At 62.6% G+C, this 13,452-nt stretch carries 15 protein-coding genes; 13 read left to right on the top strand and 2 right to left on the bottom strand.

All coding sequences use genetic code 11. The annotated features are described in order from the left end of the window. Window positions 1–335 precede the first annotated feature (335 nt). Window positions 336–1,934, top strand: a complete 1,599-nt coding sequence (locus O1W68_RS12295) for an ABC transporter substrate-binding protein (RefSeq protein WP_269303907.1) — start codon at window positions 336–338, stop codon at window positions 1,932–1,934. A gap of 58 nt (window positions 1,935–1,992) precedes the next feature. On the opposite strand, the gene O1W68_RS12290 is transcribed toward O1W68_RS12295, so the two are convergent. Further along, on the bottom strand, window positions 1,993–3,012 hold the full coding sequence (locus tag O1W68_RS12290; RefSeq protein ID WP_269303905.1) for a LysR family transcriptional regulator: 1,020 nt from the start codon (window positions 3,010–3,012) through the stop codon (window positions 1,993–1,995). 77 nt (window positions 3,013–3,089) lie between these two features. Between O1W68_RS12290 and O1W68_RS12285 the strand changes: the two genes are divergently transcribed. Next, complete coding sequence (locus O1W68_RS12285) at window positions 3,090–3,500, top strand: DUF5997 family protein (protein WP_442972349.1); 411 nt, start codon at window positions 3,090–3,092, stop codon at window positions 3,498–3,500. Window positions 3,501–3,509: 9 nt separating this feature from the next. Here the strand turns inward: O1W68_RS12285 and O1W68_RS12280 are convergent, their stop codons facing one another. Further along, window positions 3,510–3,893: a YchJ family protein gene (locus tag O1W68_RS12280; protein WP_269303901.1), complete on the bottom strand. Its 384-nt coding sequence runs from the start codon at window positions 3,891–3,893 to the stop codon at window positions 3,510–3,512. A gap of 139 nt (window positions 3,894–4,032) precedes the next feature. Here O1W68_RS12280 and O1W68_RS12275 point away from each other — a divergent pair, with 139 nt between their 5' ends. The 11 genes from O1W68_RS12275 to hisF all read left to right on the top strand — a co-directional run bounded on the left by O1W68_RS12275 (window position 4,033) and on the right by hisF (window position 13,447). Next, on the top strand, window positions 4,033–4,500 hold the full coding sequence (locus O1W68_RS12275; RefSeq protein ID WP_269303900.1) for an SRPBCC family protein: 468 nt from the start codon (window positions 4,033–4,035) through the stop codon (window positions 4,498–4,500). A 173-nt stretch (window positions 4,501–4,673) separates the two neighbouring features. Further along, entirely contained in the window at window positions 4,674–5,672 is a 999-nt protein-coding gene (locus tag O1W68_RS12270) for an alpha/beta hydrolase (RefSeq protein ID WP_269304494.1), read from the top strand. Between the two features lie 230 nt (window positions 5,673–5,902). Further along, on the top strand, window positions 5,903–7,243 hold the full coding sequence (gene hisD, locus O1W68_RS12265) for a histidinol dehydrogenase (RefSeq protein ID WP_269303897.1): 1,341 nt from the start codon (window positions 5,903–5,905) through the stop codon (window positions 7,241–7,243). 11 nt (window positions 7,244–7,254) lie between these two features. Further along, entirely contained in the window at window positions 7,255–8,400 is a 1,146-nt protein-coding gene (locus tag O1W68_RS12260) for a histidinol-phosphate transaminase (protein ID WP_269304493.1), read from the top strand. Continuing rightward, window positions 8,397–9,017, top strand: coding sequence for an imidazoleglycerol-phosphate dehydratase HisB (hisB, locus tag O1W68_RS12255; RefSeq protein ID WP_084346562.1), 621 nt, complete (start codon window positions 8,397–8,399; stop codon window positions 9,015–9,017). Before O1W68_RS12260 ends, hisB begins: the two co-directional genes overlap by 4 nt. Window positions 9,018–9,063: 46 nt before the next feature. Beyond that, complete coding sequence (locus tag O1W68_RS12250; protein WP_269304491.1) at window positions 9,064–10,188, top strand: MFS transporter; 1,125 nt, start codon at window positions 9,064–9,066, stop codon at window positions 10,186–10,188. Then, a complete protein-coding gene (gene hisH, locus O1W68_RS12245; RefSeq protein ID WP_269303895.1) occupies window positions 10,185–10,814 on the top strand; it encodes an imidazole glycerol phosphate synthase subunit HisH in 630 nt (209 codons plus the stop codon). The genes O1W68_RS12250 and hisH overlap by 4 nt, the downstream gene beginning before the upstream one ends. Next, window positions 10,811–11,032 (top strand): hypothetical protein, encoded by a 222-nt coding sequence (locus O1W68_RS12240; protein ID WP_269303893.1) that lies wholly within the window; start codon window positions 10,811–10,813, stop codon window positions 11,030–11,032. Before hisH ends, O1W68_RS12240 begins: the two co-directional genes overlap by 4 nt. Before the next feature lie 75 nt (window positions 11,033–11,107). Further along, on the top strand, window positions 11,108–11,842 hold the full coding sequence (gene priA, locus O1W68_RS12235) for a bifunctional 1-(5-phosphoribosyl)-5-((5-phosphoribosylamino)methylideneamino)imidazole-4-carboxamide isomerase/phosphoribosylanthranilate isomerase PriA (RefSeq protein WP_269303891.1): 735 nt from the start codon (window positions 11,108–11,110) through the stop codon (window positions 11,840–11,842). A 4-nt stretch (window positions 11,843–11,846) separates the two neighbouring features. Next, the gene (locus tag O1W68_RS12230; protein WP_269303889.1) at window positions 11,847–12,677 is read left to right on the top strand and encodes an inositol monophosphatase family protein; all 831 of its coding nucleotides are present in this window, start codon (window positions 11,847–11,849) and stop codon (window positions 12,675–12,677) included. Then, complete coding sequence (gene hisF / locus O1W68_RS12225; protein WP_269303887.1) at window positions 12,674–13,447, top strand: imidazole glycerol phosphate synthase subunit HisF; 774 nt, start codon at window positions 12,674–12,676, stop codon at window positions 13,445–13,447. Before O1W68_RS12230 ends, hisF begins: the two co-directional genes overlap by 4 nt. Window positions 13,448–13,452 lie beyond the last annotated feature (5 nt).

The raw sequence follows: 13,452 nt of genomic DNA, 5'->3' as shown, positions 1-13,452 counted from the left end.
CGGATCGACGTTCCGCACTCTCGATGACGAAGAGGCACACAAACATGCGGCTGTGACTGGTTTCACTTCAATCGCCTCATTTTCGGCAGACTGCTGTTAGGGTCGAATCAAGCGCTTGCTCAAGTAGTGCTTTGGTAAGGGCCGCTGAAGGCTGATCGGACTGTGCTCTCAGTGCCCGATGTCGAGGTGCAAGTCACCTAGACCGCGCCGCCGATGCTTATCGCCGCGCTCAGCACGTTCCGAGAGCTTTCCGGTCGAGCGTTCCGCGGTTTCGCACCGCCGCAGAGCGATCCCACAGAGAGAAACTCACCATCGAGAAAGTAAGGAAGCCCTCTATGTATCGCAACAAGAAATTGCTGTGGAAGTCGATCGCGGTGCCCGTCGCGGCCGCGCTGCTGCTTGTCGGCTGCGCCAGCGGGGCCGACAACGGTAGCGGGGCCGCCACCGACGAGTTGAGCGAGGGCATGAGGGGGGCCACCGACAGTGGTGATCCCGTCTCCGGCGGCACCCTTTCCTTCGGGGCGTACTCGGAGCCGGCGGCGCTGGACCCAGCAGTGGCGATCGCGGCGGTCACCACCGGTGGCGTAGAGATGCTGAACATCTACGATTCACTGCTGCGATTCGACACCGAGTCCAACGAATTCGTTCCGCAGATGGCGCAGAGCCTCGACCACGACGACGACTTTCGAACCTGGACCCTGACGTTGCGGGAAGGCGTGAGTTTCTCCAACAACATGCCAGTAGATGCGGCGGCGGTGAAAGCGAGCCAGGAACGCTATGCGGCCAAGCCGGCTCCGGAGGCAGCGCTATGGAACGACAGCGTGGAGAGCATCGAGACATCGGGCGATCGGACCGTCACCTACACACTCAATAAGTCCTGGTCCGACTTTCCCGGGTTGCTCACAACCGGTCCGGGCATGATCGTCTCCACCGAGTCGGACGGTCCGGACGGAAAGTTCACGCCGATCGGGGCAGGACCCTTCACCCTTGCTGCCTGGGCTCAGGCTGACAGCATGACGTTGTCGGCACGAGACGACTACTGGGCAGGGGAGCCGAATCTGGATGCGCTGCGCATCGTGTACCTTCCTGGGACGCAGGTCGGACTGGAAACCATGTACAACGGTGGCATCGACTCGACGTTCGTCCGCGAACCCGACGAGGTCAACGAGGTCGTGGAGCGCGGGATGAGCGGCTATGTGAACATGACCGCCGCCGGAAACGCCGCGCTCATCAATGCCTCGGAGGGCCGTCCCGGAGCTGACCCACGCGTGCGTCAGGCGATGCAACTTGCCGTTGATCCGCAGATCATCACCCAGCGCGCATTCGACGATCCCGACCTGGGAAACGGCACGATTTTCCCGGAGTACTCGCGCTGGCACACGCAGACCCAGTCCACGCCCGTCGCCCCTGAAGAAGCCAAACAATTGCTTGCGGAGGCGATGGCAGACGGCTACAACGGCAAACTCGAAGTGATCGACGCATCAGACCCGGCCTCGCAGCAGACTGCGCTCGCCGTCGAAGCGCAACTGGAAGCAGTTGGCTTCGATGTCCAGGTCAACTTGATGCCGACAATCGGTGACCAAGTCCGCACTATCGCCAAGGAACGGAACTACGATCTCGCGGCGTGGGGTCTGTCCTATCGCGAAGCCGACCCATTTCCAAAGATGCAGGCGACGATGCACAGCGAAGGCAAGCAAACCTACGGGATGTACACCAGCCCAGAAATGGACTCGCTGATCGACAATCTGCAGTTGGCCTCCGACAAGGACAAGAAGGCCGAACTGATCGACCAGATCCAGCAGCAGGTCAACAAGGACGTGCCCTTCTTGGTCTACAGTTCCTTCGCTGAGTTCGTCGTGTGGAACCCCACCGTGCACGGAGTGGTGGGCTCCTCCAATTCGATGGCGCTCTTCGGGACGGCGTGGAAGTCGTAGTAGCCCCGCGAAGAAGGTAGTCGGCCCAGGTCATCGGGTTATGCAAATAGCCCGATGACTAGGGCCGCCTCGGGCGCTTGCCGGAAGGGTTCTTCCTGCTTCCGCGCGCGCCCTTCGCCGGCTGGCTCGACTTCGCGGCCAGTTGCTGTTTCTTCTTTGCCGCACTGTTGTTGCGGTTCGCTGCACTGGTTGGTGGCGTCGGAGTTCCCCGCGAGCTTCGGACCGAGCGTCCGCGGACGATGCCGACGAAGTCCTCGACCTCTTCGGTGGTCTTGTCTATGAGCCATGCAATGGCGATGGGGGAGCCCGCTACGCCGTCGATCGGGCGATACACGAGGTCCTTGCGGCTGTGCAATCGAGCGATCGACTGTGGGAGAACGGCGATGCCCAGCCCAGCGGCAACGTACTCGACCAGTTCGGCATGTGAATTCACCTGCGGCGGTGCCAGTCTCGTGCCGTCCGCGATTTCGGTGGCAATCGACGCCCACTCGGGTACCGCCGACGGTTCCTGCAGCAGGTGCTCGTCGGCGAGGTCTGTCACGGCGATGCGATCGAACGCGGCGACTGGGTGATCCTTGGGAACGATCACCACCGCCACTTCCTCGTAGAGGCTGATGACGCTGAGATCGTTCCGGTCGACCGGGAGTCGTACGAAACCGACATCGATGACGCCCGATCGAAGCGAAAACTCCTGTGTGTCGGCTGTGGTGGGGATCAGTTCCAATGCGATGTCGGGAAATCGCTCGGACCAGATTCGGGTCCACTTGGTCGGCGTGACGCCTTCGGTGAAACCGACGGTGAGCGTGGCGGACTGCTCGTTCGACGCATCGGCACGCAGCAGTTCGTCTTCTTCGGCGACCATCACGCGTGCGGTCTGGAGAAATTCGGTGCCGCGATCGGTGAGCTCGGTCGGCGACGCGCCGGGAACGAACAACGAGTAGCCGAGTTCGGTTTCGAGTTCGATGACCGCGGCACTCAACCGTGTCCGGGCGATGTTCAAGGTTTTGGCAGCGCGGGCGAAATGCAATTCTTCCGCGACAGCGATGTACCAGCGGAGGGACTGCACGTCGAAATTCACATCTCAACAGTAGGCGACTCGGGCCGTTGTCCTGGACAGTGGCGTCCGGCCCAACTGTGGGCAGATAGGCTATCGGGGTGAGCCCGGAGAATAAACCACAGCAGATGAAGCCCCTTACCGCGGCGAACAAGCTCGGCATCTACCTTCCCGCAGCGCCGGAAGAGTTTCAGGCCGCGTCCATCTCCCGCACCGAACTGGACGCATTGCGCAAAGAACCGCCGCAGTGGCTTGTCGACCTCCAAGAGAACGGCCCGTTCCCGAAGGACGTTATTGCGCGCAAGCTCGGGGTGTCCATCGCGGGTCTTGCGCGAGCCGAGATCACCGGCGCTTTGACCGAATCCGAGATCGACAAGCTTCTCCACGAGCAGCCCGAGTGGCTGGTTCGAGAGCGTCGTACACAGGACGAGGTCCGTGCGGAAGCCGCGCGGGTCAAGGCGAAGGACGAGGCTCGACGGGCCGCTACCAACCGGCCTCAGAAACAGCGGTAGTCCATGCGCTTACTGCGCCAGGACGCCGTCGAGGTAGACCCATCGGTTGTCCTCACGAACGAATCGAGAAGATTCTCTGAGCACCCCATTGCCCTCGGGATGGCGGTAGAACGCACTGAACTCGACCTCACCTGTCGGGTCCATCAGCCCTCCTTCGGCGGTTCTGTGGATGTCCAATCGGTACCAGCTTTGCTTCGGGTCGAGCGTCAACTCGGCCGGGGCGCTCGAACTGTGCCAGGTGTTCAGCAGGTATTCGCCGTCGCCGACGCTGAAGGCGCTGTAGCGCGATCGCATCAAGTGCTCTGCCGTCGGGGCGGTCGCTGCTCCGATCAGGAACGGTTCGCAACAGCGGTCGAAGGGCTCGCCGCGCAGACATGGGCAACTGCGACTCATATTTCGAAAGCCTCGATGTACGTCGCCACTCCGTTGATTTCGCCCTGATCGATGGTCTTCGCTGCGGTCATCGGTCCATTGAACATCCTCGATCCGTCGCGGCTCGCATGGATGGGCCGAATACGGGTATGAGCACGTCATGGCTTCCACACAGAACGTCGACCAAGGACATCGCATCGTTGCTCGTCGGATCGAGGTACGAGCGCCCGCCGCCGATCTCTTCGCGATTGTCGCGGACCCACATCGGCACGGTGAACTCGACGGCTCGGGCACGGTGAAAGATACGGTCAAGGGACCGGTGCGGTTGAAACAGGGCGCCAAGTTCTCGGTCGGGATGAAGCAGTACGGCGTTCCGTACCGTATTACCAGCACGGTGACAGACTTCGCCGATTCCGGCACCAGCCAGGCAATCGAATGGCGGCACCCCCTTGGGCACACGTGGCGGTGGGAGTTCGAGGAGAAGACACCGGGTACGACCACGGTCACGGAATCGTTCCGCTACGCAACCGCCATGGCGCCGAAGATGCTGGAGATGTTCGGGATGCCGCGGAAGAATGCGGACGGCATCAGCGCGACTCTGAACAATCTGGCACGTCAGTACTCCTGACCTGCTCGTCGGGTGGCATGTATGTGAGGACTGCACCCGCAGCGGTTCCGGGTCGTTGATTGTCGGTATCGCGCGAAGTCGTAGTGATACTGTTCGCCGAACTAACGTCAAAGACATCGCCGGAGGGCGGACGCGTGAAGATCAAGAACACAATCGTGACATGCACAGCAGTGATGTTGTGTGTGTTGACACCGTCCGCAGTAGGCGTGAGCGTCGCGTCCGCCGAGGATTTGCCCGTGACATCGGCGATATCCGGCGACGGTTCGCGCATCGTGTCGGCCACCCGTATCGATGATCGGCAGTCGAGGTTGGAGATCTACTCGGCGGCCATGGACAAGAACATCCCAGTCCAGGTGATGACCCCCGCCGACGGCTCCGTCCCACGGCCCGTCCTTTATCTGTTGAACGGCGCGGGAGGGGGCGAGGACTCCGCAACGTGGCAGTCCCAGACAGACGCGACCGCATTCTTTGCCGACAAGAACGCCTTCGTAGTCACGCCGCAGGCCGGGAAATGGTCCTACTACACCGACTGGATAAGCGATGATCCAGTCCTCGGTCGAAACAAGTGGCAGACCTTCATCGGCGAGGAACTACCACCGTTGATCGATGCACAGTTCGATACCAACGGAACCCAGTCGATAGCCGCCCTTTCCATGTCCGGCACCTCGGTTCTGAACTTGGCCATTGCCTATCCAGGTCTCTACAAGGGTGTGGCTGCCTACAGCGGATGTGCGCAGACATCGGACCCGCTCGGGCAACAGTTCGTGAAGTTGGTTGTCGAGTTGTACGGCGGCGGAAACGTCGAGAACATGTGGGGACCGCTCGACGGACCGGTATGGCGTGAAAACGACCCACTGCTCAACGCTGAAAAGCTGCGTGGCACCGAGATCTACATGAGCACCGGTACCGGGCTACCCGGTATCCCCAACGACACTCCACTGAATCCTCGATTCGCGGAAGACAAGGCCACACTGTTCCCGGACCAGCTACTGGTCGGCGGAGGCATCGAGGCCGTCGTGAATTTCTGCACCTCGAACATGGCCAAGGAGCTGTATCGACTCGGAATTCCTGCCGAGGTGAATTTCCGTCCCGTCGGAACTCACTCCTGGGGTTACTGGCAGGACGACCTCCACGCGTCGTGGCCGATGCTGGCGCATTCGCTCGGCATCTGAGCTCGGCACCTGAAGACACGACTTCTATTGCTCGGTGCTGCCGTCGGCCATCGAGGTGTTCGACAGAAATCAACTCGCGGTACAGGTTCTCCACGCTCTAGGGTCGGGCTTATCCGAGGGTGCTCGACACGAAGCTGTAGTCGAGTCCGGACGTGAAGTAGTAGCCGAATCCGGGGGAACTATCCTGGAGGTTCGCAACCGAAATCTTTCGACCCTCGAAGGGAAACACTATGTCTGCCCGCATCGAGCTCGCTCGCGTGGATCTACGCGGTCGAACTCCATCCACCGCCGAACTACGCGGCGCTCTCCCACGAGGTGGAGTGGATGTCGATGCTGTTCTGCATCAGGTGCGCCCTGTCGTGGAGGCAGTTCGCGATCGTGGCGCCGACGCCGCACTCGACTACTCCGAGCAGTTCGACGGCGTCCGCCCGGACCGTGTTCGCGTCCCTGCTCAGGCACTCGTCGACGCTCTTGCCGAGTTGGACCCCGCAGTGCGCGAGGCACTCGAAGTCGCCATCGCGCGCACACGATTGGTGCATGCCGAACAACGGCGCACCGACACCACCACCACTGTGGTCCCCGGTGGAACGGTCACCGAGCGGTGGATCCCGGTCGACCGTGTCGGCCTCTATGTTCCCGGCGGCAACGCCGTCTATCCTTCCTCTGTCGTCATGAACGTCGTTCCCGCTCAGACCGCGGGTGTCGGTTCCCTGGTCGTGGCGTCCCCACCCCAGGCCGGGTTCGGCGGGTTGCCGCACCCGACCATTCTGGCCGCCGCGCAACTGCTCGGCGTCGAGGAAGTCTGGGCAGTCGGCGGCGGGCAAGGTATCGCGTTGCTCACCTATGGCGGTACCGACACCGACGGAACGGAACTGGCACCGGTGGACTTGATCACCGGACCCGGCAACATCTACGTCACTGCGGCCAAGCGGCTGTGTCGCGGACTCGTCGGAATCGATGCCGAGGCCGGCCCCACCGAAATCGCAATTCTGGCCGACGATTCCGCTGACCCGAAACACGTCGCCGCCGACATGATCAGCCAAGCCGAGCACGACGTCATGGCGGCGAGTGTTCTCGTCACCACGAGTCCGGAGCTCGCCGACGCCGTCGATGCAGCTCTGGAGACACAGCTCGCGTTCACCAAGCACGCCGAGCGAGTGGCGACAGCACTGTCCGGCCAGCAGTCCGGAACGATCCTCGTCGACGACATCGAGCAGGGCCTTGCGGTCGTGAATGCGTATGCGGCCGAGCACCTGGAGATTCAGACGAACGATGCCGCTGCTGTCGCTGCGAAGGTGCGCAGTGCGGGCGCTGTATTCGTCGGGGCCTGGTCTCCGGTCAGTCTGGGTGACTACTGCGCGGGCTCGAATCACGTTCTCCCGACGGCGGGTTGTGCCCGTCACTCGTCCGGACTCAGTGTTCAGACGTTTCTGCGTGGAGTCCACGTCGTCGACTACTCGGAAGCTGCGTTGAAGGATGTGGCGGGTCATGTGATTGCGCTTGCCAATGCCGAGGATCTTCCAGCGCACGGTGAGGCAGTCCGGCTTCGTTTCGAAGGGTTGTCCTCGTGAGCCGTGTCGTCGTGAGCGGTGTCGCTGGGCAGTCGATCACCGTCGACGATCTGCCGTTACGGGCAAGCTTGCGCGGACAGTCGGCGTACGGCGCGCCGCAGCTGAACGTACCGGTGCAGCTCAATACCAACGAGAATCCGTATCCGCCTACCCAGGCCCTGGTGGACGATGTAGCCGAGTCGGTCCGTGCTGCAGCTGCTCAGCTGCACCGGTACCCGGATCGCGACGCGGTCGCCCTGCGTACCGCCCTTGCCGAGTACCTGACCTCGCAAACCGGAATTGCGGTGGACACTGCCAATGTCTGGGCTGCGAACGGGTCCAACGAGATCCTTCAACAGCTACTGCAGGCATTCGGCGGGCCGGGGCGAACATCGCTCGGCTTCGTGCCGTCGTATTCGATGCACCCGATCCTCGCGTCCGGAACTCAGACCGATTGGGTCGAGGCGAATCGGCGAGACGACTTCTCGCTCGATATCGACTACGCCGTCAGTGTGATCGGCGACCGTAACCCCGATGTCGTCTTCGTGACGAGCCCCAACAATCCGACCGGGCACAGCATCGGCGAAGCGGATCTACGACGGATACTCGACGCTGCGAACGGCATCGTCATCGTCGACGAGGCGTATGCGGAGTTCTCGGCATTGCCAAGTGCGCTGGGTCTGATCGGGGACTATCCGAGCAAGCTCGTGGTCAGTCGGACCATGAGTAAGGCCTTCGCTTTCGCCGGTGGCAGACTCGGTTATCTTGCTGCAGCGCCGGCCGTGGTGGAGGCAATGTTGTTGGTGCGCTTGCCTTATCACCTTTCTGTCATCACCCAGGCCGCGGCGTTGGCCGCTCTTCGGCATGCAACGGAAACCCTCGGCAGTGTTGCGCGTCTGTCGGCCGAACGCGATCGGGTCATGGCTGAGCTGACCGATATGGGATACCACGTCATTCCGAGCGACGCCAATTTCGTTCTCTTCGGCCGGTTTGCCGACGCAGCGGCGACGTGGCACCGCTATCTCGACGACGGGGTGCTGATCAGGGACGTCGGCATCGCCGGCTTTCTGCGCACCACGATCGGCCTCGACGCCGAAAACGATCGATTCCTCGAGGTGAGTGCGAGACTTGCACGCGCCGAACTGCAGACCGAAGAAGAAGTGGAGTCCACCAGATGACCACGGCGCCCAGGATTGCGCGTATCGAACGCGCGACGAAAGAGTCCGATATTTCGGTCGAACTGAATCTCGACGGCACCGGTGTCGTCGACATCTCCACTGGGGTGCCGTTCTTCGATCACATGCTCACCGCCCTCGGCACACACGCCCGGTTCGACCTCACAGTGCACGCCAAAGGTGACATCGAGATCGAAGCCCACCACACCGTCGAGGACACCGCGATAGTGCTCGGTCAGGCACTCGGTCAGGCGTTGGGTGACAAAGCGGGGATCACCAGATTCGGTGATGCGTTCATCCCGATGGATGAGACGCTCGCACATGCGTCCGTGGATGTTTCCGGCCGGCCGTATTGCGTGCACACCGGTGAGCCCGACTACATGGTCCATTCGATAATCGGCGGCTATCCCGGAGTTCCCTATGCGACGGTGATCAATCGTCACGTCTTCGAGTCGCTGGCGATGAACGCGCGCATCGCGCTGCACGTGCGTGTGTTGTACGGACGCGATCAGCATCACATCACCGAGGCCGAGTTCAAGGCCGTGGCTCGAGCGTTGCGTGAAGCAGTCGAGTACGACCCGAGGATGACCGGAATTCCATCCACCAAGGGCACTTTGTGATGTCGGTTTGAGTTCGTTGTTCGCGATCCGCGGGCTACCCGCAGCGATGGTGATGGGCGCAGCGGCGTTCGGCGGATTCGGTCTTCTTCTGCCCGTAGTTCCACTGGCGATTTCGGAAAACGGCGGTTCGGATGCGTTGGCCGGCGCTAGCACTGCGATCTTCATGGCCACCACCGTGGCTACGCAGTTATTGGTTCCTCGGCTTCTGCGGCGCTTCGGTCATCGACTCGTCCTCGCTGCCGGTTGCGCACTGCTGGGTTTGCCGGCGATCGTGTTCGCTGTCTCCGTCGCTGCTGGACCTGCGTTGGCTATTTCTGCCGTGCGCGGTATCGGCTTCGGAATGTTGACGGTTGCGGGTGCAGCCTTGGTCGCCGAGCTTGCTCCGGCGTCGCAGTTGGGTCGAGCAACGGGTGCTCAGGGAATTGCTGTTGCGTTCTCTCAGATGGTTACTCTCCCCATGGGTCTTGCTGTCTTCTCCGTTGCCCCGACGCTCGTGTACGTCATCGGGGCACTGGTACCGATGCTGGGATTGATCGGGATCGCATTTCTGCCTCGAATTCGTCCGGTACCTCCGTCGAGAGGGGCCCATGCCGAGGTTCGAACCAGCACAGTGCAGTTCGTCATCCCGTGCCTCGCCATCGCAGCGGCGTCGGCGTCGTTCGGGGGACTGACGACTCTGTTGCCGATCGCCGAATCCGAGCGCGCTTCGTTGATCGGCATCGCGCTCTCGGTTATCAGTGGGGCGATGCTCGTCGGTCGTTACGGGGCAGGCTGGGTAGCCGATCGGATCGGAATCGGCCGGTCGCTTGCGCCCGCATTGGTGGCAGTTGCGCTGGGCGTGGCGGTCTTCGCCTTCGCGGTGTCGGGCAGTACGCCCGCGGCGGTGTTTCTGATCGCCGCCGTCGTTTTCGGTGTCGGATACGGAGCCACTCAGAACGACAGTTTGGTGATGGTGTTCCGCGCTGCCGGACCGGAGCGTTACAGCCAAGCCAGCGCGGCCTGGAACATCGGTTTCGATGCCGGTACCGGGGCCGGGGCATTGGCGCTGGGGCTCATCGTCGGAACAGCCGGTTACTCCGCCGGTTTCGGGATGGCCGCAGCCGTGGCTGCGATCATGGCGGTAGCGGTGGCGATATCGGCTCGAAGAGCGACCGATAGACTCGCGCCATGAAATCTGTGGTGTTGCTCGACTACGGCTCGGGCAATCTGCACTCCGCAAAGCGAGCGCTGGATCGAGTCGGTGCGGACGTCACCGTCACTGCAGACCCGAAGGCCGCGCTCGCTTGCGATGGCCTCGTCGTTCCCGGGGTCGGCGCGTTTGCGGCGTGCATGGAAGGCCTGCTGGCGGTGAAGGGTGATCGGATCATCGGTCAGCGGTTGGCCGGTGGGCGCCCGGTGCTCGGCATCTGCGTCGGGATGCAGATCATGTTCGAACGGGGTGTCGAATTCGGGATCGAGGCGGCAGGCTGCGGGGAGTGGCCCGGCACCGTCGACCGGCTTGCGGCACCGGTTTTGCCCCACATGGGATGGAATACCGTCCGCGCTCCCGAGAAGAGTGTCCTGTTCGACGGTATCGATGCCGAGACTCGCTTCTACTTCGTTCACTCGTACGCGGCGCAGCGTTGGGAACTCGAGCCGTCGGAGGTCTTGGCAGCGCCGCTGCTGACCTGGGCCGACCATGGTGGCGACTTCCTCGCCGCGGTCGAGAACGGGCCGTTGTCGGCCACCCAGTTCCATCCGGAGAAGTCTGGGGACGCAGGGGCTGCACTGCTGAAGAACTGGGTCGATTCGCTGTGAGCAAGCGCGATCGCGAGTTCTCGTTCGGACGTCTCGCGATCGCGTCTCTCGGCAGCGCCACTCTGATGTTGGTGATCACGACAGTGGTCGTCGCGCTGCTTCGTCCGGGCCCGGGGTGGGGTCTGCTCATCGTGGCGATCGGTATTGCGGCAGCCATCACGGCGATGGGCGTCGTCTCGACACGGATGACACGGAACGGGCTCGGCCCCGACGAATGAGAGTCGCGGGCCCGACGCGGCTCTGGTCCGCCCCGACGTTCGGGTGAGCCTGACGAACCAGTAGTATAACCGCACGTGAGCCTGGTCCTATTGCCTGCTGTAGATGTCGCAGGCGGCGAAGCTGTCCGTCTCGTTCAGGGAGAGGCGGGGAGCGAAACCAAGTACGGATCCCCGCGGGATGCCGCACTTGCGTGGCAGAGGGACGGTGCCGAGTGGGTGCATCTCGTCGATCTCGATGCAGCCTTCGGCCGTGGTTCCAACCGCGAGTTGCTCGCGGACGTCGTCGGTGAGCTGGACGTCAAGGTGGAATTGTCCGGAGGCATCCGCGACGACGAGTCACTGAGAGCCGCGCTCGCCACTGGCTGTGCACGGGTGAACCTCGGCACTGCGGCGCTCGAGGATCCCGAGTGGTGTTCGCGTGCCATCGGCGAGTTCGGTGATCGTGTTGCAGTCGGCCTCGATGTGCTCGTCGTCGACGGTTCGAACCGGTTGCGAGGCCGCGGTTGGGTCAGCGACGGCGGTGACCTGTGGGAGGTTCTCGAGCGGCTCGAGCGAGACGGATGTTCGCGGTACGTCGTTACCGACGTGACCAAAGACGGAACGCTCACCGGACCGAACCTCGAACTGTTGAGCCAGGTGTGCGCAAAGACCGACGTACCCGTCATAGCCTCCGGCGGCGTGTCGACCATCGATGATCTTCGCGCTATCGCGGATTTGGTCGGCATCGGTGTCGAGGGTTCGATTGTCGGAAAAGCTTTGTATGCAGGACGTTTCACCTTGCCGGACGCCCTCGCGGCAGTATCCGGATAGCAGCATGAGTCTCCCTCTGGACCCGCAGCGACTGCTGAGGATCGCAAGCGGATTGCTCGACGGCACACACGATCGGTTCGTCGCCGGTGTCGGTGCCCCCAGCGCCATCCAGAAGGGGCCCGATGATTTTGCCACGGCCGTCGATCTCGAGCTGGAACGACGGCTGAGCGCAGAGCTGTTCGAGCAGACCGGGATTCCGGTTCACGGCGAAGAGTTCGGCGGCCCAGACCTCGATGATGGCCCGGTCTGGGTCCTCGATCCGATCGACGGTACGTTCAACTACTCTGCCGGGCTTCCCTCTGCCGGAACATTGTTGGCGCTTCTCGACGACGGTGTGCCGGTGCTCGGTTTGACTTGGTTGCCGCTGACTCAGCAGCGTTTCACCGCTACCGTCGACGGGCCGATTCACCTCAACGGCATAGCTTTACCGCGCCTGGAGGAGCGATCGCTCGGGGACTCGATGATCGGCTTCGGCGCGTTCAACATCGCGAGCCGGGGGCGGACGCCTGGGCTGTACCGGGTCCGGATTCTCGAAGAGCTCTCCCGGGTGTCCTCTCGCATTCGAATGCACGGGGCCACCGGAATCGACTTGGCCTACACCGCCAGCGGGGTGCTCGGCGGGTGCGTCGTGTTCGGCCATCAGGCATGGGACAACGCCGCGGGTGCGCTACTCGTCAAGGCAGCCGGGGGCGTGGTCACCGACCTGGCCGGCGAACCGTGGACCATCGAGTCGAAGTCGGTCGTTGCGGCGTCGCCGGGTGCGCACGAAGAATTGTTGAACGTGATCAGTGCATTGGGAGATCCAGCTGACTTTCTCGAAGGGCGAGTTCGATGACCGTGGCCGTGCGTGTGATTCCGTGTCTGGACGTCGACGCCGGACGCGTCGTCAAAGGTGTGAACTTCGAGAATCTTCGCGATGCCGGTGATCCGGTGGCACTCGCCGCGGCATACGACGCACAGGGAGCTGACGAACTCACATTCCTGGATGTAACGGCATCCACCTCCGATCGAGGCACGATGCTCGATGTCGTCAGTCGAACAGCCGAGCAGGTGTTCATCCCGCTCACCGTCGGTGGCGGTGTGCGGACCGTGGACGACGTGGATCGTTTGCTGCGTGCAGGAGCGGACAAGGTCAGTGTCAACACCGCAGCTCTTGCTCGTCCAGAATTGCTACGCGAGTTGAGCGAGCGATTCGGATCGCAGTGCATCGTGCTCTCGGTGGACGCACGAACCGTTCCCGACGGGCAACCCGATACTTCCTCGGGCTGGGAGGTCACCACGCATGGTGGAAAGCGTGGGACCGGGATCGATGCGATCGAATGGGCAACGCGCGGTGCAGAACTCGGAGTCGGTGAGATTCTGCTCAATTCGATGGATGCCGACGGCACGAAGGCCGGCTTCGACCTGCCGATGATCGCGGCTGTTCGCGCAGCTGTGCACGTCCCGGTCATCGCGAGCGGGGGAGCGGGCGCGGTGGAGCATTTTTCACCGGCGGTCACTGCAGGTGCAGACGCAGTTCTCGCGGCCAGCGTATTTCACTTCGGTGATCTGACGATCGGTCAGGTCAAAGCCGCAATGCGCGGCGACGGCATCGTTGTTCGCTGAAAGGT

The sequence above is a fragment of the Rhodococcus sp. H36-A4 genome (genome assembly GCF_027158005.1).
Classification (GTDB): domain Bacteria; phylum Actinomycetota; class Actinomycetes; order Mycobacteriales; family Mycobacteriaceae; genus Rhodococcoides.
Note: the sequence above shows the minus strand (reverse complement) of the source record. Positions and strands in the feature narration are given on the sequence as shown.

Coding starts and splice junctions, on each gene's coding strand:
- O1W68_RS12295 (WP_269303907.1), top strand. CDS start 336: ATGTATCGCAACAAGAAATTGCTGTGGAAGTCGATCGCGGTGCCCGTC.
- O1W68_RS12280 (WP_269303901.1), bottom strand. CDS start 3,893: ATGAGTCGCAGTTGCCCATGTCTGCGCGGCGAGCCCTTCGACCGCTGT.
- O1W68_RS12275 (WP_269303900.1), top strand. CDS start 4,033: ATGGCTTCCACACAGAACGTCGACCAAGGACATCGCATCGTTGCTCGT.
- O1W68_RS12270 (WP_269304494.1), top strand. CDS start 4,674: ATGTTGTGTGTGTTGACACCGTCCGCAGTAGGCGTGAGCGTCGCGTCC.
- hisD (WP_269303897.1), top strand. CDS start 5,903: ATGTCTGCCCGCATCGAGCTCGCTCGCGTGGATCTACGCGGTCGAACT.
- hisB (WP_084346562.1), top strand. CDS start 8,397: ATGACCACGGCGCCCAGGATTGCGCGTATCGAACGCGCGACGAAAGAG.
- O1W68_RS12250 (WP_269304491.1), top strand. CDS start 9,064: ATGGTGATGGGCGCAGCGGCGTTCGGCGGATTCGGTCTTCTTCTGCCC.
- hisH (WP_269303895.1), top strand. CDS start 10,185: ATGAAATCTGTGGTGTTGCTCGACTACGGCTCGGGCAATCTGCACTCC.
- O1W68_RS12230 (WP_269303889.1), top strand. CDS start 11,847: ATGAGTCTCCCTCTGGACCCGCAGCGACTGCTGAGGATCGCAAGCGGA.
- hisF (WP_269303887.1), top strand. CDS start 12,674: ATGACCGTGGCCGTGCGTGTGATTCCGTGTCTGGACGTCGACGCCGGA.